The 20482-nt window shown below is 39.9% G+C and carries 19 protein-coding genes, 1 other RNA gene and 2 pseudogenes; 19 read left to right on the top strand and 3 right to left on the bottom strand.

From position 1 onward, the window contains the following. The first annotated feature begins 21 nt into the window (after window positions 1–21). The 11 genes and pseudogenes from KP77_RS10440 (at window position 22) to KP77_RS10400 (ending at window position 11648) form a co-directional block, all read left to right on the top strand. Complete coding sequence (locus KP77_RS10440; protein WP_041122671.1) at window positions 22–396, top strand: YppE family protein; 375 nt, start codon at window positions 22–24, stop codon at window positions 394–396. A 267-nt stretch (window positions 397–663) separates the two neighbouring features. Next, window positions 664–2955 (top strand): DEAD/DEAH box helicase, encoded by a 2292-nt coding sequence (locus tag KP77_RS10435; protein WP_041122670.1) that lies wholly within the window; start codon window positions 664–666, stop codon window positions 2953–2955. Beyond that, complete coding sequence (locus KP77_RS10430) at window positions 2945–4171, top strand: ribonuclease H-like domain-containing protein (protein WP_041122669.1); 1227 nt, start codon at window positions 2945–2947, stop codon at window positions 4169–4171. Before KP77_RS10435 ends, KP77_RS10430 begins: the two co-directional genes overlap by 11 nt. A 468-nt stretch (window positions 4172–4639) precedes the next feature. Then, window positions 4640–5200, top strand: coding sequence for an SLOG family protein (locus KP77_RS10425; RefSeq protein WP_041122668.1), 561 nt, complete (start codon window positions 4640–4642; stop codon window positions 5198–5200). 59 nt (window positions 5201–5259) lie between these two features. Beyond that, window positions 5260–5517, top strand: a pseudogene (locus KP77_RS10420) (DivIVA domain-containing protein); the annotation flags it as partial. Further along, a pseudogene (locus KP77_RS18650) lies at window positions 5500–5583 on the top strand (cell division regulator GpsB); the annotation flags it as partial. The pseudogenes KP77_RS10420 and KP77_RS18650, both read left to right, overlap by 18 nt. A gap of 62 nt (window positions 5584–5645) precedes the next feature. Then, window positions 5646–6027: RNase P RNA component class B (rnpB, locus tag KP77_RS17850), an RNA gene on the top strand. Between the two features lie 108 nt (window positions 6028–6135). Beyond that, window positions 6136–7278 carry a THUMP domain-containing class I SAM-dependent RNA methyltransferase gene (locus tag KP77_RS10415; protein WP_041122667.1) on the top strand — a complete coding sequence of 381 codons (1143 nt, stop codon included), beginning with the start codon at window positions 6136–6138 and terminating at the stop codon, window positions 7276–7278. A gap of 12 nt (window positions 7279–7290) precedes the next feature. Then, entirely contained in the window at window positions 7291–9204 is a 1914-nt protein-coding gene (locus KP77_RS10410; RefSeq protein WP_041122666.1) for an ATP-dependent DNA helicase, read from the top strand. 136 nt (window positions 9205–9340) lie between these two features. Next, window positions 9341–10861, top strand: a complete 1521-nt coding sequence (locus KP77_RS10405) for a carboxypeptidase M32 (RefSeq protein ID WP_041122665.1) — start codon at window positions 9341–9343, stop codon at window positions 10859–10861. A 13-nt stretch (window positions 10862–10874) separates the two neighbouring features. Further along, on the top strand, window positions 10875–11648 hold the full coding sequence (locus KP77_RS10400) for an SDR family NAD(P)-dependent oxidoreductase (RefSeq protein ID WP_041122664.1): 774 nt from the start codon (window positions 10875–10877) through the stop codon (window positions 11646–11648). Window positions 11649–11727: 79 nt separating this feature from the next. On the opposite strand, the gene KP77_RS10395 is transcribed toward KP77_RS10400, so the two are convergent. Next, window positions 11728–12180, bottom strand: a complete 453-nt coding sequence (locus tag KP77_RS10395) for a chemotaxis protein CheX (protein ID WP_041122663.1) — start codon at window positions 12178–12180, stop codon at window positions 11728–11730. 249 nt (window positions 12181–12429) lie between these two features. Between KP77_RS10395 and KP77_RS10390 the strand changes: the two genes are divergently transcribed. From KP77_RS10390 to KP77_RS10370, 5 genes are read left to right on the top strand one after another with little or no spacing between them, the layout of a single operon-like run. Next, on the top strand, window positions 12430–15999 hold the full coding sequence (locus tag KP77_RS10390) for a dynamin family protein (protein WP_052474078.1): 3570 nt from the start codon (window positions 12430–12432) through the stop codon (window positions 15997–15999). Next, window positions 15989–16174: a hypothetical protein gene (locus tag KP77_RS18400; RefSeq protein WP_041122662.1), complete on the top strand. Its 186-nt coding sequence runs from the start codon at window positions 15989–15991 to the stop codon at window positions 16172–16174. The genes KP77_RS10390 and KP77_RS18400 overlap by 11 nt, the downstream gene beginning before the upstream one ends. Next, a complete protein-coding gene (locus KP77_RS10380; RefSeq protein ID WP_041122661.1) occupies window positions 16174–17025 on the top strand; it encodes a sulfurtransferase in 852 nt (283 codons plus the stop codon). Before KP77_RS18400 ends, KP77_RS10380 begins: the two co-directional genes overlap by 1 nt. A gap of 3 nt (window positions 17026–17028) precedes the next feature. Beyond that, entirely contained in the window at window positions 17029–17895 is an 867-nt protein-coding gene (locus tag KP77_RS10375; RefSeq protein ID WP_052474077.1) for a 5'-3' exonuclease, read from the top strand. Next, window positions 17892–18161, top strand: coding sequence for a DUF6123 family protein (locus KP77_RS10370; protein WP_041122660.1), 270 nt, complete (start codon window positions 17892–17894; stop codon window positions 18159–18161). Before KP77_RS10375 ends, KP77_RS10370 begins: the two co-directional genes overlap by 4 nt. 45 nt (window positions 18162–18206) lie before the next feature. Here KP77_RS10370 and KP77_RS10365 read toward each other — a convergent pair whose 3' ends face one another. Beyond that, window positions 18207–18608, bottom strand: a complete 402-nt coding sequence (locus tag KP77_RS10365; protein WP_041122659.1) for a reverse transcriptase-like protein — start codon at window positions 18606–18608, stop codon at window positions 18207–18209. A 92-nt stretch (window positions 18609–18700) separates the two neighbouring features. Between KP77_RS10365 and KP77_RS10360 the strand changes: the two genes are divergently transcribed. Together KP77_RS10360 and KP77_RS10355 are read left to right on the top strand one after the other, a co-directional pair. Beyond that, window positions 18701–19369, top strand: coding sequence for a reverse transcriptase-like protein (locus tag KP77_RS10360; RefSeq protein WP_052474076.1), 669 nt, complete (start codon window positions 18701–18703; stop codon window positions 19367–19369). Window position 19370: 1 nt separating this feature from the next. Further along, window positions 19371–19547 (top strand): zinc-finger domain-containing protein, encoded by a 177-nt coding sequence (locus tag KP77_RS10355; RefSeq protein ID WP_152614718.1) that lies wholly within the window; start codon window positions 19371–19373, stop codon window positions 19545–19547. A gap of 40 nt (window positions 19548–19587) precedes the next feature. Here the strand turns inward: KP77_RS10355 and cspD are convergent, their stop codons facing one another. After that, window positions 19588–19791 (bottom strand): cold-shock protein CspD, encoded by a 204-nt coding sequence (cspD, locus tag KP77_RS10350; RefSeq protein WP_041122656.1) that lies wholly within the window; start codon window positions 19789–19791, stop codon window positions 19588–19590. Between the two features lie 225 nt (window positions 19792–20016). Between cspD and mntR the strand changes: the two genes are divergently transcribed. Then, window positions 20017–20436 (top strand): transcriptional regulator MntR, encoded by a 420-nt coding sequence (mntR, locus tag KP77_RS10345; RefSeq protein WP_041122655.1) that lies wholly within the window; start codon window positions 20017–20019, stop codon window positions 20434–20436. Window positions 20437–20482 lie beyond the last annotated feature (46 nt).

Here is a 20482-nt window from a genome sequence, read left to right as displayed (position 1 = left end):
ACAAGGATTGAGGTGGAATAAATGAAATTTGAACATATCTATCAGCAGACAGTTCAGCTGATTCAAATAACTCATGATGCAGATGAACAATATAACCAGAGAAGGGAAACAGGTGAAAAAGGAGATTTTTATCAGGAGGTCAAGCCTTTCGCTGATCAGGCGCATGTCATTTTAAATCAGTGGAAAAAAGAAGCTTCAGATTATCTGATCCGTTATCCGAAAAAAAATATACATCAGAATCAAATCGCCGCTACAGCCGAAAATCTTGAATTGATTGTTGTACAGTGCTTTTTCCCGGAAACAAGCTACAAACGGTTTAAAAGCTACGTACAATCAAGCTTATATGTACTTGAACAGCTCAGAGATCTATTAACCAGTCACTCTTCTGTTGAATAGGCATATGCTGTTTAAAAAGGGGATCAGCTATGAAATACTGTCCGTTTTGCAATCTTCCCTATGACCCAAGGACCTTACAGGATCAGACGCCACAACAAGTACCGGGAAAACCTCGGGTTGATGTTAATAATATTATGTCAACCTGCTATCAGGTGATGAGTACAGTCAGCCAGGCAAATCAGCTGATACTGTCCCTGACCAGAGTGTTCCGGTAGTAATTTGCTATAAAGAATATACGTTCGTATAATAGTGCTATGAGGTGGTTCTATGCGTAAAAAAACACTTAGCGAAATCGCAGAAAATTTTAGAAACGATAAAGAAATCGCAAGTCAAATTATTAAATGGCACACAATTGAACCGAAGGAAGCGGTGTATGCACCGCTTCCTGATCAAATACATCCGGATCTGTCCAAAGCACTTGAAAGAAGAGGTATCGGCAGGCTTTATTCTCATCAGGCTGAGGCGTACCAGGCAGTATCTGATGGGAAATCTATTACAGCGGTTACACCGACTGCATCAGGTAAAACGCTTTGTTATAATTTGCCGGTTATCCAGCAGATTATGAATAATAAGCATAGCAGGGCTTTATATATTTTTCCGACTAAAGCACTTGCACAGGATCAGAAAGCAGAACTGAACGAGTTACTAGAACTTGCTGAAGCGTCAATTAATTCCTATACCTATGATGGTGACACACCTGCTGGAATCAGACAAAAAGTCCGTAAAGCAGGCCATATTGTCATTACAAATCCTGATATGCTTCATTCAGCTATACTTCCTCATCACACAAAATGGGTATCGTTATTTGAAAACCTGAAATATGTCGTGATAGATGAGCTTCATATATACAGAGGTGTATTTGGTAGTCACGTAGCCAATGTTATCAAAAGGTTAAAGAGAATCTGCTCTTTTTATGGCAGTGATCCTATTTTTATATGTACATCCGCGACAATTGCCAACCCGAAAGAACTTGCTGAAAAATTGACAGGAAAACAAATGCAATTAATCGACCGGAATGGAGCTCCATCTGCTAAAAAGCATTTTGTATTTTATAATCCACCGGTCGTGAATCACCAGATGAATATCAGAAGAAGTGCAACCCTTGAAGTCAGACGGATTGCAGGGTTATTACTGAAAGAAAAAATACAGACCATTGTATTTGCCAGAAGCAGGGTGCGGGTTGAAATAATCCTGACTTACTTACAGGAACTGGTTAAAAATGAGCTTGGTCCAAAATCCATCAGGGGGTATCGTGGGGGCTACTTGCCAACTCAGCGTAGAGAAATTGAAAAAGGGCTGAGAACCGGGGATGTATATGGAGTCGTCAGTACGAATGCACTTGAGCTTGGCGTCGATATCGGTCAGCTTCAGGCCTGTGTCATGACAGGATATCCAGGCACGATTGCAAGTGCATGGCAGCAGGCCGGACGGGCAGGCCGCAGACAGGGCGAAGCGTTGATCCTGATGGTGGCCAGTTCTAGTCCACTGGATCAGTTCGTCATTCAGCATCCCGATTATTTTCTGGAGGCAAGTCCTGAAACAGCGAGAATTAACCCGGAAAACATTATTATCATGCTTGATCACCTGAAATGTGCTGCATTTGAACTTCCATTCAAAGAAGGAGAACACTTTGGGGATGTAGATCCGGAAGATCTGCTTGAGTACTTGACTGAAGAAAGAGTGCTCCACAAATCCAGGGGGAAATGGCACTGGATGAATGATGCTTTCCCTGCACATAACATCAGTTTAAGGTCTGCCTCTCAGGAAAATGTTGTGATTATTGATCAGACTGAAACGGCTGCACATAAAGTACTTGGTGAGATGGATCGCTTCAGCGCAATGACGCTTTTACATGATGAAGCTATCTATTTACATCAGGGTGTACAGTATCAGGTGGAATTTCTGGACTGGGAAGAAAAGAAAGCCTTTGTCAGAGAGGTTGAAGTGGATTATTATACTGATGCCAACCTTGCTGTACAGCTGTCTGTCCTTGAGGAAGACAAAAGCAGTGAGACAGAGCTTGCGCGTGTTTCTTATGGGGATGTATCTGTCAGGGCTATGGCTACAATCTTTAAGAAAATCAAATTTGATACGCACGAAAATATCGGCTCAGGGCCAATTGACCTGCCTGAAGAGGAACTGCACACGAATGCATCCTGGTTCTCATTAAAAGAAGAACTTCAGGATATGACTGATGACAGAGTGGAGCAGGGCCTGATCGGAGCTGCTCATGCGCTGAAAGCAATTGTTCCTGTTCATGTGATGTGTGATCCTCAGGATATTCAGATTACCCCTCAGGTCAAAGCTGTCCATAATCAGCTGCCTACAATATTTATCTATGACCGTTATCCGGGTGGCATCGGATTAAGTGAAAAGGTATATGAACTCGGCAGCACACTTATTTCAGAGGCAGCAGGACTGGTTCGCGGGTGCAGCTGTGAAGAAGGCTGTCCATCATGTGTGGGAACTGAAATTTCACTGACCGGCGGTAAAAGAGATGCAGGTATCCTGCTTAAGCTTTTTGCAGAGGCGATGGAGAGTAACCAGCATGAACTTTAAAAAAAAGCTGGAGCGCATGAAGCCTCATATCAAACAGACTCCGCAAAAACCAGTTTTTCAGACAGAAAAGCTCCCTTTTCTGGATGTATGGACTGATCACGATACTTCGGTGTATGAATTTGAAGATCAATTTTGTCTGATCAGAGAAGTCCATTTTGAATTAGATCACTTACATGGTCAGTTCGAGCTTTCATCTTTACTCAAAGCAGTTGAGGCGTGGAACAAAAGTGATTTCAATCATTCGCTATCCGCAAAAGGGTATAAAGCAGAGGATTTATTCTTTTTTGATACTGAAACAACCGGCCTCAGTGGTACAGGTACAACAATTTTTCTTTTGGGATATGCCCGGTTTGATGGTGAGAAAATCATTTTAAAACAGCATATATTAACTGACCCCTCAAATGAAGTAGCTTTATATCTCAGCTTCCTTGAAAACGTCAATTATGAGATGCTGGTGACCTTTAATGGGAAATCATTTGACTGGCCACAGGTTAAATCCCGTCATACATTAATCAGGAATCATGTCCCGAAGCTTCCTGAAACCGGCCACTTTGACTTATACCACGCGGCAAAACGTTTATGGAAATCAAGTATGGCATCATTAAAGCTTAAAAGTATTGAAGAAGAAAAGCTTGGGTTTGAAAGAAAAGAAGACATTCCCGGCTATCTCGCACCTGCTATTTATTTTGATTTTGTGGAGAGAAAAGATCCTGAAGGTATGTTAAAAGTACTTGAACATAATGAAAAAGATATATTATCACTGATTACTTTATATGCTCATATTTCGGGCCAGCTGCTTGGAAACGATGAAAATCAGAACAGCAGTGAAAAACTTGAAGCAGGAAAATGGTACAAAAAAGAAGGGGAACAGAAAATCTCAAGTGACTATCTGAAAGCATCATTTGAAATGGACCAAAACCCTTCAGCTGCCTTTTATTTAGCAATGGATTACAAAAAACAGGAGCACTTTGAGCGGGCTATTTCCCTTTTTGAAGTGACTCTTGAATACGGTACCCCAAGAGAGCAAAGAGAATCAGCGATCGAACTCGCAAAGATACATGAACATCAGCTGAAGAAACTTGATCAGGCTTATCTATATACAATGAAGGCGATTAAAGCACTTGATTCAGAAGAGTTAAAGCAGGAGCGGAAAACAGACAAGCTCGAAAAAATAAAATACAGAATGAACAGGATTTCCCGGAAGATGAGGAAATAATTCAAGCTGATATTTCCCGGGCAAGCGCATTATATGACAGCTTTCATCCCTTTTTGGCGCAAAAAATTACACGCATACACACAATTTTCACAAAATAGACATCATTCGATGTTTATCAGGTGGTTGTTTACAATTCAAAACAATTGTACTATTAAATTATTGATAAAATTTGGGGTTGAAAGCATGAGAAAATTATTATTACTACTGTTTTTCTTTGTCATTGGTGCAACGGCTTACGTGTTCTCGGCAATTGGGGATCAACTTTCAGTATTATAATATCAAAATACCGGTTAGATCAGCTGAGTAACAGACAATCGGAAGCGGCAGGATAAAGGTCCCGCCGCTTTCTTTTTCTTTTGCTCTGTTAAAGGTGGCTGTTGATTTCCGCTGCAATCAACAGCTGTGCTAAAACAAGATTGGGCTTTAACATAGCCTTTTCTTTATACAGTGTAAAGGTTGTGAAGGTTTGTGAAGACTATATTTATTACAGGTTATAAGTCACATGAAATTGGCATATTTAAAAATGATGATCCTGCAGTCCGTATTATCAGAAAATCTATCAGACAGCATCTTGTGTCACTTGCAGACGAGGGACTTGAATGGGTTTTAGTGTCAGGATCTCTAGGAGTGGAGTTATGGGCAGCAGAAGAGGTTATTTCATTAAAAGAAACTCTGCCTGAGTTAAAGCTTGCCATACTCACGCCTTTTCTTAACCAGGAGGAAAAATGGAGTGAGGGTAATCAGTCATATTATCATGACATAATTAAAAAAGCAGACTTTGTATCTTCCATATCAAATAAACCATATACAGATCCATCCCAATTTAAAAACAGAGATGATTTTATATTGCAAAAAGCAGACGGTCTCTTAGTCATTTATGATGAAGACAAAAAAGGTTCACCATCATTCCTGCTTGAGAAAGCTGAAAAAGAAAATATGACATATAATCTGGATATAATCCGTATAAATTTTCAGGATCTTCAATGGATTGCTGATGAAGAGGCGTTATCTGAATCAGAACCCGATTGACAACTGTCCCGCTTTTTGAAAAAATAAACGTATTGGAAAGAATAGCCGAGGTGAAAGGTATGAAAAATGAAGTAGCGCAATTAAGTGCGAAAGAAATTCTTGAACGTGAATTCAAAACGGCAATGAGAGGCTATAAGCCTGAGGAAGTAGACGCTTTTTTAGATCAGATTATTAAAGATTATGAAGCATTTAACGAAAGAATCGAAACGCTTGAAAATGAATTGAAAAAAGCTCAGAAAAGTTCAGAACCACAGCGCAGATCATCAGTTCAGCAGACTCAGCCACAAACAACTGCAGGCGGCACAACGAACTTTGATATTCTAAAGAGACTTTCGAATCTGGAAAAAGAAGTATTCGGCAGAAAATTATACGAAGACAGGTAAAAGATGTTACTTGCTAAACCTTCCTGATCAATGTATAATTTGATTTTGGCGAAACCGGCTATTTGGTTGGGCAATTGCTGCGTTATGCAGAGGAAAGTCCATGCTCACACGGTGCTGAGATGCCCGTAGTGTTCGTGCTTCGCGAAATAATAAGCGAAGGCAGTCTGAGTGATCGGACTGACGGCAGAGAAGATACCTAAGTCCACCGGATATGGTATGCATCTCTTGAAAGTGCCACAGTGACGAAGTTCTGTCAGAAATGACAGAAGTGGAACGAGGTAAACCCCGCGAGTGAGAAACTCAAACAATGGTAGAGGCACTTTCCCGGAGAAAATGAACAAAGGGAAAGGCTGGCATTATTATGCCGGCAGATAGATGATTGCCGCTTGTCGTACGAGCTTAAAAGGCGCTTCAGTACGCTTGAACAAAACATGGCTTACAGACCATTAGCTGGTTGACCAACTTAATACATTTACAATTCAGAAGGCATGACCATTTAAGGAGGTCTGCCTTTTTTCTTTCAGAAGTGATATAAAAAATACGAGGTGACATATGGCTACTTACAAACTTGTTGCAACTGCAGCGATGGGGCTCGAATCTATCGTAGCAAGAGAAGTTAAAGACCTTGGATATGAAACAACGGTTGAAAATGGAAAAATATTTTTTGAAGGTGACGAACTCGCTATTGCAAGATCAAATATGTGGCTGCGTACTGCAGATCGTGTAAAAATCGTGATGGGCGAATTCAATGCTTACACGTTTGATCAGCTTTTTGAAGGCACAAAAGCGCTGCCATGGGAAACATTAATGCCTGTAGACGCCGCCTTCCCTGTATCAGGGAAGTCTGTAAAGTCAAAGCTGTACAGTGTTCCTGACTGTCAGTCGATTGTAAAAAAAGCAATTGTAGAACGCATGAAAGCTGCTTATAAGAGAATGAGCTTTCTCGAAGAAAGCGGACCTACTTATAAGATTGAAGTAGCAATCCGTAATGATAAAGTTACGCTGACTGTTGACACAAGCGGTGCCGGCCTTCATAAAAGAGGCTATCGTACCGGTCAAGGGGAAGCACCGCTTAAGGAAACAATGGCTGCAGCATTAATTAAGCTGACGAACTGGCGTCCTGACAGACCGTTCCACGATCCGTTTTGCGGTTCCGGAACGATCCCGATCGAAGCAGCACTGATCGGTCAAAATATTGCACCGGGATTTAACCGGGAATTTATTTCAGAAGAATGGCCTGTCATTCCTGAATCAATTTGGGAAAAAGTCAGGTTAGATGCTGAAGAAGCAGCAAACTATGACCAGCCGCTTGAGATTTATGGTTCAGATATAGACCATAAAATCATTGAAGTGGCCAAAGAAAACGCAATTGAAGCCGGCTTGGGTGATCTGATTCAATTTAAACAGATGCAGGGGAAGGATTTTACTGCCTCATCAGATTATGGCGTTATCGTAGGAAACCCGCCGTACGGTGAGCGGATCGGTGAGGAAGAAGAGGTTGAGAGAATGTACCGCGATATGGGTGAGGTATTTGAACAGTATCCAACCTGGTCAAAATATCTGATTACTTCTCACCCCGACTTTGAAGATCTGTATGGTAAAAAGGCTACGAAGAAACGTAAATTGTTCAACGGTTTTATCCGTACAGATTATTATCAGTATTTTGGTCAGCGCCCACCAAGAAATACGAATTAGAGGAATGATATAATGAAAAGTAAAAGCCTTCCTTTTCCAATTACGAGTAACCAGTCGTTCTATGAAGCACTGGGGGACTGGATTGGAGATGTATTTTACGACATACTTCCTGAAAAAGGACTCGAGCTGCGTGATGAGCAGATCTTTATGGCATTCCAGCTCGAACAGGCATATAAAAATAAATCAGTCATTTTTGCAGAAGCTGGTGTAGGAACCGGTAAAACGATCGCGTATCTGCTTTATGCTGTTGCCTATGCCAGATATACAGGTAAGCCTGCTATTATTTCCTGTGCGGATGAAACGCTTATAGAACAATTAGTGAAACCGACTGGGGATATCAAGAAAATCGAACAGATGCTTGATATGGAAATTGATGTCAGGCTTGCAAAATCAAGAGAACAGTATTTATGTCTGAAGAAACTTGATGATGCCGATAAACGGACAGAGGATGAAGCTATTGAAGATGTTTATCTTCAGCTGCCTGAGTTTGTCTATGGAGCAGGGTCTATGTCATCGTTTTACCCATACGGAGACCGTAAAGAATATCCTTATCTTGATGATGAACAGTGGCAGGCGGTCAATTATGATTCCCTGCAGGATTGCCTCAGCTGTGATGTGAGACATCGCTGCGGCCAGACACTACACAGGGAGTATTACAGGCAGGCAGGCGATCTGATCGTTTGTTCCCATGATTTTTATATGGAGCATATCTGGACGAAAGACTCCAGAATCAGGGAGGGACAGCTTCCGTTATTGCCAGAGGCGAGCTCAGTCATTTTTGATGAAGGCCATTTACTGGAATATGCAGCGCAAAAAGCATTAACTTATAAAACTTCTCTGCAATCAATGGAAAAAGTCCTTTCGAAACTTTCTGCTAATGATGTCAGAGAAAAGACGCTGCATTTGATTGATTCAATTCTCGAATTACACGATGACTGGTTTTCACTCATCAGTGCAAGTGCAGACCGCAGTTCGGAAAGAATGAAAATCAGAAAAACAGATCAGTTAATCAAAACATCAGCAGCTTTAAAGAAGTCAATTGATCAGTTGCTTGAAGAGCTTGTCTTTGAATCTGAATTATATGTGATAGATGAGTATGACCTAAAGATTTCTGAAGAGTATTTAGAAACTGTTTTATTCTCACTAAAGCTGCTTGCAGAAGATGATAATGCGATCATTTGGCTTGAAGAGAGCTTTGATGATGAAAGACTCGTGATTATGCCAAGAATGGTAGAAGAAATTTTAAGAGAGGAAGTATTTTCGAAAAAACTTCCATTTATTTTTTCTTCAGCTACCTTGTCAGTAGATGAGGATTTCACTTATCTGGCTTCAAGTCTTGGAATTGATGATTACACTTCTTTCACAGTGGAATCACCATATGAGTATGATGAAGTCATGAAGATCAGTATTTACCTTGAAAATCCCGATAAAACAGATACAATTTCTAAGATCGTGAATCAAAATGACGGGGGCTCACTCATCCTGTTTAATAACCGTGATGATCAGGATTTGTTCAGGTTTACAAATATAATTGAACATAAACAGCTATTATTTGAAGGCGATGAAGAAATCAGTTCGCTCGTTGAGAAGTTTCAGGAGGATGCCATGTCTGTATTCGCATCACTTAATTTGTGGGAAGGACTTGATGTTCCCGGTAGCAGCCTAAAGCATGTAATCGTTGATTCGCTTCCATTTCCACCAGATGATCCGGTATTTGAAGCGAAAAGAAATCACGCTGCAGATCCATTGACTGAAGTTGATCTGCCTTATATGCTGCTCAGACTGCAGCAGGGAGTCGGCCGCTTAATCCGTTCTTCTGCAGACAGCGGACATATATCAATCTTTTTATCTGCTGAAGAAGAACAGTGGATTCCTGAAATTAATAAAATACTTCCGGTAACGCCTGAAATCATCGTGTATGATTGATAAAAAGAATAAAGACCTAAAAAAAGATTGAGACATACATCGTCTCAATCTTTTTTATATTTCAAAATCCGAAGTAAATCAGTCGATTGTTCAGAAAAGTATGATAAGATAAAAGTGATTATTGAATGGAGGGATTATGTTGACGTTAGAAACAGTAAAAAATAATTTTGTAAGCCATTTAAATAAAATTTCTGCATATGAAGAAGCTTTAGGTTTAATTTTTTGGGATCTGCGGACAGGGGCGCCAAAAAAAGCCATTGAACAGCGATCTGAAGTCATTGGAATCCTGTCTTCTGAGGTATTTAATCTATCAACATCAGATCAGATGGCTGAATACATAAAAGAGTTAACTGCTCACAAAAGTGAGCTTGATGAACTGACAGTCAAAATGCTTGAAGAATGCCGGAAGGATTTTGACCGGAACCGCAAAATCCCTGAAGACGAATTTAAACAATATGTGATTTTGAAATCAAAAGCTGAAAGTATCTGGGAAGAAGCACGTGAGAAATCTGACTTTGCTTTATTTGAACCGTATTTGACAGAGCTGGTAGCGACTACAAGACGCTTTGTGGAGTATTGGGGGTATGAAGAAAACCCTTATAATACGCTGCTTGATATGTTTGAGCCGGGTGTAACAGTTGATGTTCTTGACCAGGTATTTGGCCGGGTGCGTGAAGCAATTGTACCGCTGGTTAAAGGTATCGAAGCATCAACAGTTAAACCGGATACAGCGTTTATTTATAAGCATTTTCCAAAGGAATCTCAAAAAGAATTCAGTATTCATGTGCTGAAAGAGCTTGGCTATGATTTTGAAGCGGGCAGACTCGATGAAACGGTTCATCCTTTTGCAACCGGTCTCAATACAGGTGATGTAAGAATTACAACCCGCTATGATGAAGATGACTTCAGAGGTGCAATTTTTGGAACAATCCATGAATGCGGACATGCACTTTATGAACAAAACATTGATCCTGCGCTTACAGGAACTCCTCTGAGTGGTGGTACATCAATGGGTATTCATGAATCACAGTCACTCTTTATGGAGAATTTCGTAGGAAGACACCCTGAATTCTGGCGTCGTCATTTACCAACTCTACAAAAGTATTCACCTGAACAATTCAGTGATGTGTCTGTTGATGACTTCCTGCAGGGGATTAACGAATCGAAACCTTCACTAATCAGAGTTGATGCCGATGAACTTACTTATACACTTCATATCATGATCAGATATGAAATTGAAAAAGGTTTATTCAATGGAGATTGTGAGGTAAGTGAACTTCCTGAAGTATGGAATCGGAAATATGAAGAATATCTTGGAATCGTCCCATCAAATGACGCAGAAGGAATCCTGCAGGACGTACATTGGTCAGGAGGGTCTTTTGGCTACTTCCCGTCATACGCATTAGGATATATGTATGCAGCCCAGTTCAAACAGGCGATGTTAAAAGATATTCCTGAATTTGATCATCATATTGCAAGCGGCGACATTACACCGATTAAAAACTGGATGACTGAAAAGGTTCATCGCTTTGGAAAAACAAAAAAACCACTTGAAATCCTGCAGCAGGCAACAGGCGAAGGGTTAAATGCTGAATATCTGATACAGTACCTCGAAGAAAAATATTCTAAGCTTTATAATCTGAGCGCTGTTAAGTAAGGAGGCAATGACAATGCATCTTCCATCGTTTGGGCTAGAAGGTAAAAAAGCGATTATTACCGGAGCGGGCAGAGGAATAGGACGCGCCTTGGCAATCGGTTTTTCACAAGCCGGGGCAGAAGTGATTCTTTGCTCGCGTACAAGGACAGAACTTGAACATGTAAAAAGTGAAGTTGAGGAAAATGGTGGGAAAGCATCCATATATACGCTTGATGTAACGGATACACCTGCGATTCAGCAGACAGTTCAGGATATTTATGCCGAGCATGGAAGTATAGATGTGCTTGTTAATAATGCAGGTATGAATATCAGATCAAAAGCAAGTGACGTTACAGAGGACGAATGGGTAAAAATAATGGATACGAATGTGAAGTCTGCCTTCATGATGTCGCAGGCCGTCGGAGCCCGTATGCAGGAGCAGAATAATGGAGGAAGTATTCTTTCAGTTTCCTCAGTTGCTGGTCATGTGGCACTCAAAACAGGTGTCGTATACGCTGCTTCAAAAGCGGCAATGATACAAATGACAAAAGTCCTCGCGTTTGAGTGGGGAAGCAGTAATATAAGGGTTAATTCGATTGGTCCGTGGTATTTTGAAACGCCATTGACAAAAGAGCTGCTTGAAGATGAGCATTATCTGAGTCAGATCTTAGCTGTGACGCCCCTGAAAAGAGTAGGGCAGGTTGAGGAACTAGTTGGCCCAGCTTTATTTTTATCATCAGATGCAGCAAGTTACGTCACCGGGCAAACGCTATTTGTAGATGGAGGCATGACCATCAACGGATTTTAATTTAAGTCGGTATGTTACTCATGAGCTGAAATATCAGTTAAAACCGGTAAAAAAGCTGGGACATCATTGTCCCAGCTTTTTACTGCTGAATCGAAACCAGAATGGAAAAGTCACCAATTCCATTTGCATTAAAAGGTAAATGAATGGCCTGAACAAAATTATAAAGCTTCGTCTGGCCTGACATAACAGAAGGCGGTGTAATATCCATCTCCACACCTTCAGTAGAGATGTACGTAGTGAGGTTTCCAGCGATCATGTTACCTACTTCTCCAATAAATGAAATAAGCATGTCATCTTCAAGGTACATCCCATACATAGACTCTCCCAGACTGCTGAAGTGAGCTTTATCGCCATCTATTAAAATGTTACCTTTGAGCTCGCCGGTCATACCGATTAATACAGCAATCTGATTCTGCTCATATGGTGCAGTCAGTACTGTAGGGCTACTATGTTCAATTGGCACAGGTACTACACTGCGGATAGAATGTACCATGCCGTTTAAGAGATTAGATACTACTTTAGAATTACTCATGCGCAACCTCCGATCTAATAATGAATATATTATACCATTACTTTATTCATATATATAATAGTCAGAACAAATATTTTTTATGTTATTTTTAATTTTATTATCTGTCATGTTGAATTTTCGATACAATGAAGGCATACATGCGGCCTTCAAATATGTCTAAGATAAAGACAAATGCTGTTTTGGTACATAAATCTAAAGCCACTTTTAACAAAGTCATATAGAGAAACAATAACAAAAGGAATGATTTTAATGGATAGATCTGAATTTATGACCCGTAAGTCAGCGCTGCTGGCTGAGTGTAACGGCTTTTACAATAAAGCGCTGGATATAGGAGATGTAAAAAGAGCAGAGAAAATAATGATGCTGGCTAAAAAACTTCATCGTGAAGAAATAGTTGTTGCGTTTTGTGGGCATTTTTCTGCCGGAAAGTCTGCCATGATTAACTACCTGGCAGGTGAATCCATTTTGCCTTCGAGTCCTATTCCGACAAGTGCTAATCTGATAGCGCTTCATGCGGGTGGTTACAAACCTGTCAGAATTACAACTGCAGATGATCAGGTATATGAGCTTGAACCACCGCTTAATGAAAGTTCAATCTCTTTACTCGGAAAAGAAGGAGTAAGTGTTAAACGGATTGATATTTGGAAAGAGTCCACGCTTGCTGAAGGTATCACGTTACTGGATACGCCTGGCATTGATTCTGTTGATGATGCGCACAAACGCTCTACAGAATCAGCTATCCACCTGGCGGATCTGCTGTTTTATGTAATGGATTATAATCACGTTCAGTCAGAGATGAATTTTGAATACATAAAGCAAATGTCCATGCATAACCGAAAAATATACGCTGTGATTAATCAGATTGATAAACATAGAGAAGAAGAGCTTACTTTCAATACGTATCGACAGTCAGTTGAGAGAGCGTTTGCTGAATGGGAAGCGCGTCCGGAGAAGTTTTTCTATACTTCACTAAGACAGTCGGAAATGAATGAGAACCAGAGTGCGGAACTTAAAGAAGAAATCAGTAAAATGACCGTTAATAAATATAGCCTTCTAATTGAATCAGTGGCTAGCTCTCTAAGCGTACTGAAAGAAGAAATGACAGATTACCTCAGGGAAGAAGCTGAAGAAATTACGGATGCTTACAGTTTGGTCATAAGCCGGCAGGATATAGATCAACAGGAGGAATTGTTTAAGCTTGCTGAAGACTCAGAAGCCGATCAGATCGTATCTTCAGAAGACTGGTCTGAAAAGTTTGACAAAGATATGAATAAAATGCTTCGGTCAAGTTACCTGATGCCATCAGAAGTCCGTACAGTTGCTGAAAAGTATCTGGAATCAGTTCAGGAAAAATTTAAAGTAGGAATCATGTTCTCAGCTAAAAAAACGCAGGATGAGAAAACAGCAAGAGAAAATGAGCTGCGATCAAGTTTATCAGCTGTCATAGATGAACAGTTGATCTGGCACGCAAAAGCATTGATTTATCGTCATCTGGAGCTGTCAGGCTTAAATAAGTCTGAATGGACAGCTGAGATTGAATCACTGTCGATAGATGACCCAATTAAACTTGCAAAAAAGAATATCAAGCCGGGGGCAGGATATACGGGTGAAGCGTTATTAAACTATTGCGATGCGCTCGCTGATGACTGCAGAAAAGAATTAAAAAGTCAAATGCTGCAAATAAAAAATCACATTCTGCAGCAATTTGAGGATTTAATTGAAGAAAATACTTTGAGAAAGTCCGCAGAGCATACAGAACTGATCAAGAAAGTGAACGTGCTAAAACAGTTGAAAAAAATTGAAGATGACATTCATGGACTTGAGAACATTGATACGAATCTGGAAAATGTAAATCAATGGATTGAAAACTGGAATGAAGAGGGTAGTGTTGAGAAAATTTCATCTCTTGACCACCTCCTGACCAGCGAGGACTCCAGCCGTGAAGAAATCAATGAATCTGAATCAATTGAAACAGTTGTCAGAAATGAGTCGGAACTGCTTGAAAAAAGTCTGCAGCTTGCAGACGCAGTCAGTCATATCAAAGGTTTTGAAAAGCAGTCAGAAATTTTATTTGACCAGGCAGACAGGTTGAAGAATAAAAGATATACGGTAGCTTTATTCGGTGCATTCAGCGCAGGAAAATCAAGCTTTGCCAACGCACTGCTAGGAGATAAAGTACTGCCTGTCTCACCTAACCCTACTACCGCTTCAATCAATAAAATTTTTCCTCCGGATCATACTCATCCGGATCAAAGTGTAATTGTCCATTTTAAAAAAGAGAAAGAGCTTTTAGCGGATTTGCAGGAAGCTTCAGGTATCAATCATATTACTGCGCTGGATGAAATGGCAGATGAACTTCCGGATCTAATGCAGCGTTCCAACGAGATTTCTGAGTCAAAGAAAAGTTTTATCAGAGCCTTTCTTAAAGGGTGGAAAGATTATCATCGTTACCTTGGAACTGAGAAAGAAGTTCCAATGGAGGATTTTGAAGGATACGTTTCGAAAGAATACCAGTCATGTTTTGTAGAATCGATTGATTTGCATGCAGACTCATCGATAGCAGAGCAGGGGATTACACTTGTTGATACACCAGGAGCCGATTCTGTTAATGCCAGACATACAGATGTTTCATTCGATTATATACGTAATTCAGACGCAATTCTGTTTGTTACCTATTTTAACCATGCATTTGCAAGAGCGGACCGGGAATTTCTGATTCAGATGGGCAGGGTTAAGGATAGCTTTGAGCATGATAAAATGTTTTTTATCGTAAATGCAGTCGATCTTGCTGAGAGTGAAGAAGAAAAGCAGGAAGTGATTCAGTATGTAAAAAAGCAGCTTCAGACATTTGGAGTAAGAGAGCCTAAAATTTTTGGCGTATCCAGTCTCCAGGCACTGAGCGATCAAAGTGAATCCGGAATTAAAGAGTTTAATTCTGCATTTAGCATGTTTATTGACCAGGAGCTTGATGCCATTGTCATTAAAAACACTGCTGACTATTATGACCAGACAATTAGCCGAATGAACACTTTACTGAATCAGGCAAGGGCAGATGAAGATAAAAAAGAGAAGAGAAAATTAAGCCTTGAAAAACTGTCTGGAGAGTTAGACTCATATTTTAATGATTCTTATGTTGAATCAGTGCAATTACAGGCGGATCAAGAGTTAACTGAGCTGCTGCATTATGTACAACAAAGGGTTTTTTACAGGTTTTCTGACTTCTTTAAAGAATCTTTTAACCCTTCAGCATTTAACCGTTACTCAAATAAAGTCGCGCTGTCAAAAGCAATCAGCGAATTAATTGAAATTGTTAAATTTGATTTTATCCAGGAGTTTAAGGTTGTAAACTATAGAATGGAACAGTTAATCAGAAAGCTGTATCAATCTGAACTTGAAAGAATATGGGACCTGGTCAAAGTTGAGTTTCCTGAAGGGATTAAGCCGGTTTCAGATGTGAAGCAAACAGAATTACTGACATTTAACCAATCATTTGAAGATATGAAGGAATCTGATTTTAACAAAGAGCTGTCAATGTTCAAAAATATGAAATCGTTTTTTGAGAAAAATGAAAAGAAATTTATGCAGCATGCTTTAGAAGAAAGGTTTAAAGAAAAATCGACTGGAGAACTATCACTTATCACCGATCAGATTTCTTCGTGGGTTTCGATTGAAGTGACAGATATCCAGAAGGAATTATTTACAGCATGGAAAAAAGACCTGAGAGAGCAGATCGCTTCAACGCTTGATGGATTATATTCAGAAGAGTTTGCAGCTGATATAGAACGTGCACTAAAAAAGGTTCAATCCGATGAGTCATAATCCTTATCATGTATGTGCCACATGCATTCACTTTCATAGTGAAAAAATCAGGAGCGGGCATATGCTGTATTTTTGTAAAAGACTTGGGTATGAGACAAAACCGGATTACCGGTTCAACTGCTGGGAACCAAAAGAACATGTCAAAAAACTCATGGAAAAAAGGAGGGACTCCTGATGCAATTTTCAGTAACAGCAGAATGGCTGAATGAACAAATCAGGCTGAAAAAAACAGTGACGATCCTTGACTGCAGATTTGACTTAAAAAAACCGGATGCAGGGGAAGCGGAGTATTTGCAAAGCCATATACCGGGTGCAGTATATATACACCTCAACCGGGACCTGTCCGGTAAAGTGAAAAATCATGGAGGGCGTCATCCTTTACCTGAAATGGATCGTTTTCGTGATAAAATGCAACAGGCAGGAGTAAACGATGATGAACTTATTATTGTATATGACGGAGGGGAAGGAGCATTTGCTGCCCGAGCATGGTGGCTATTGACATTTGCAGGGCATAAGCAAACATTTCTCCTTGACGGAGGATATTCAGAGTGGCGTGAAAAAGGATACCCGTTAAGCGAAACCATACCTGATGTTCAACGAGGAACCTTTAAGCTTGATCTTCAACTCGAATCAATAGCTGAAACAGCTGAAGTGGAACAGATCGTTGACGGTTACACACGCGGCACGCTGATTGATTCAAGAGAGTCTGCAAGGTACAGAGGCGATCATGAACCAATTGACAAAGTGGCCGGACATATTCCGGGTGCGCTGAACTACGAGTGGTTTGAAAGCTATCAGGCAGGCAATTTATTAAAACCTGATGATCAGAAAAAGAGGTTTTCAGACCTGGATCCCGATCAGCCGCTTATCGTCTATTGCGGAAGTGGTGTTACTGCCTGTCCAAATATTATTGCATTGAAAATGGCCGGCTTTAAACATGTTAAACTGTATACAGGCAGTTACAGTGACTGGATATCGTATACAGATCACGAAATTGAAACCGGTGAAACAAATAAAAAGGAGTAGAAAATGAAGCATACACTTTTAATAGATGGTATGGCACTGCTGTTCAGATCTTTTTTCGCAACTGCAGTGACAAACCAGTTCATGTACAACGATAAAGGGTTGCCTACAAATGGTATTCAGGGATTTGTAAAGCATACTTTAACAGCTGCAAACATCATACAACCGACTCACGTAGCAATCTGCTGGGATATGGGAAAAGACACATTCCGTAACGAATCATTTTCTTCATATAAATCAAATCGGAATGCCCCGCCTGAACAATTGATCCCTCAATTTGATCTGGTTAAAGAAATTGCTGAAGAACTTCACTTTCATAATATTGGTGTAAAAGGATATGAAGCAGATGATTGCATTGGTACGATTGCCAAAGCGGAAAGTGAAGGAAAAGTCAGCATTGTAAGCGGGGATAAGGACCTTCTCCAGCTTTTAAGCCCCAATGTGGACCTGTGGCTTGTTAAAAAGGGGTTTGGCACATATGAAACCTATACACTTGACCGTTTTGTATCGGAATATGAAATAACACCCCGTCAATTTATAGATGTAAAGGGACTGATGGGAGATACCAGTGATGGTTATCCAGGTGTAAAAGGGATCGGAGAAAAAACAGCATTCAAGTTGATTAAAGAGTACGGTACAGTAGAAAATCTCCTTAAAAACCTGGATCAGTTGACCCCCGGTCAAAGAAAGAAAATCACTGAAGATGAGGAAATGCTTCATATATCGAGAAAGCTTGCAGAGATCTATTGTGAAGTTCCATTAGAACAGCCGGTAATCAGGGAATGGAATGGCCTTCCTGATCATGCTGCAAAAGTGATAGATGATCATGGTCTCAGATCTGTTAAGATATTTATGGAGCAACTTGCAAAATGAAAAAATCCCTTGATGACTTTGTAGCAGATCTTCATGCAAGAGGATTTAAACTGGACGAGGAAGCAATTGGTTTTATTTATTTTGGAAGAAAGTTCACTGGTGCTGAAGACCAGTTAATCAAAATGGCAATTGAGGTAACATTAAAGTGTCAGAAAAGATTTGATTCCAGTTTTTACATGTCAGTACTTGAAGAACTGTCGGGACAGGAATGGAGCGGTAAAGATGAAATGACTGCTCATCTTAAAGCAAAAGGAATGGCATTATAATAAAACGGGCTCGCTGGCACACACGTGCAGCGTCCCGTTTTTCTTTTAAAAATTTTTATCTTTCTGCACTTGAATGGCCTGCCTTGCTAGCTTGTCAGCCACATGATTTTCTTTACCGGGTATCCATTTAATAAAAAACAGGTCAAATTGATCGAGAAGCTGATTCATTCTCTCCAGATAATGTGCGTACTTCTTATTCTTTATATACCTTTTTTCAACAGCCTGAAATACAGCCTGTGAATCGGTTTTACATGAAATAATCTGGTCTTTATACGGAAGACATTTTTCAAGTCCAAGTAGCAATGCTTCATATTCAGCTTCATGGTTTGACATCTCCGGTAATGGAAATGATAATTGATGACTGTTTTTACCATTTTTTATAAAAACTCCGGCTCCACTGATACCGGGATTACCAGCGCTTGCGCCGTCTATAAAAAGTTCAATCATATTTTCAAGCCCCCTGAATGAAGTGTATCAGCAGTTGCAACGCTGCACAATTCAAATGTACAATAGAAAGAATGAAGGAGGGATCAGGCACATTGAATATATTCTTCAAAGCAACATATCAGCACCCTTCAGGCTCGTATATTACGTTTCAAAGCAGTTGGATAGATGAAAAAAGCGCTCCTTTGTTTATTCAGGATTTTGAAAAAACGGGAAGATTTCATAGCATTACCATTCATGATGATCTGGGGCAGGAATGGACAGTCAAAGAATTTAAAAAACTGATGACTAAAACAGAGGGAGAGGCAAAGAATATACATGTACTCTTCGATGCTTCTTTTGATAAAGGTACAAGGGAGACGGGGCTCGGCTGGATCATTACTTATGACAGGAACGGCGAATCAGTTGTTGAAAAAAGTAATCGTTTTGTAAGTGGTGTAAGTTCAAATAATGAAGCAGAATATATGTCTTTATATTATGCCCTCGAACATGCAATCCGCGTTGCAAATGGACATATTCAGCAAATCACCTGCAGTGGTGATGCACTGACAGTAATTAATCAGTTAAGCGGGGAATGGCCGAGTTATGATGAGAACTTAAACAAGTGGGCAGACCGGATTGAAAAGTTAGCTGCAGATAAGAAGATGCCGTTAGTATTTAAACACATTACAAGGTCGAATAATAAAGGTGCACACAAACTTGCTGATCAGGCAAGAAGCAATGTAAATATAAAAAGTCAAAGCAGGACTGATAAGGATGAATAATATGGAAAAACAAGTTGCTTTATCTGCTGTTGATGAATTGATGAATACGTACTGTAAAAGCTGTCCTGTTAAAAAGCAGCTGCGGGCTGAAAAGGGTAAGCTATATGCTCATAAATTCTGTATAACGGAATGTTCAATTGGAATGAAAATTAAAGAGCTTGGCAAACAGTTGTCATAAAAAATTAGACGAAAAAAAGCCGGCACTGCCGGCTTTTTGTTTACTCTTTTTTTACGACGTTCGCAGCCTGAGGACCACGATTACCTTCTACGATTTCAAAAGAAACTTCCTGACCTTCTTCAAGGGATTTGTAGCCATCACCCTGCACGGCTGTAAAATGCACAAATACATCATCGCCACCTTCAACCTCTAAAAACCCGTAGCCTTTTTCGTTATTGAACCATTTTACCTTGCCATTATGCATCTGATTTCCTCCCTGCTATTTATCCCTTACAGATTAAAGTATAAAAATATTCATCAATAAATGATATTTTTACTATACACATCATTAAAAATTGAGTCAATCATTAGTTTGAATTTTCTAAATCATCAGTCCGTGCTCCTGTTATGGATAAAGTTGTGTCCGCAAGGCGGTTATAGTACACTTTACAAGTAATGAAATCATGGTTTTTTGAGGAGGGGTCCCCGCATGCCAACGCCCAGCATGGAGGATTATATAGAACAGATTTACATATTAATTGATCAAAAAGGGTATGCAAGAGTGTCAGATATAGCTGAGGCACTATCAGTTCATCCGTCCTCTGTCACTAAAATGGTACAGAAGCTCGATAAGGATGAGTATCTGATATATGAAAAATACCGAGGGCTCATTTTAACTAAAAAAGGAAATAAAATTGGGAAGAGGCTTGTATTCAGACATGAATTGCTTGAGCAATTCTTAACTGTAATAGGAGTCAAAAATGAGAATATTTATAATGATGTTGAAGGAATAGAGCATCATTTAAGCTGGAACTCTATTGACCGTATAGGAGATCTTGTGCAGCTTTTCGAAAATGAACCGGAGCTGGTGGAGAAGCTGCGAAGGTTACAGGAAAAAGAAGACCAGTAAGCCGCTTTTTTAAGCGGTTTTTTGTTTGTTTTTAAAATAAAATCGG

The organism is Jeotgalibacillus alimentarius, from assembly GCF_000829445.1.
GTDB classification, from domain to species: domain Bacteria; phylum Bacillota; class Bacilli; order Bacillales; family Jeotgalibacillaceae; genus Jeotgalibacillus; species Jeotgalibacillus alimentarius.
This window is presented reverse-complemented; position numbering and strand designations above follow the sequence as displayed.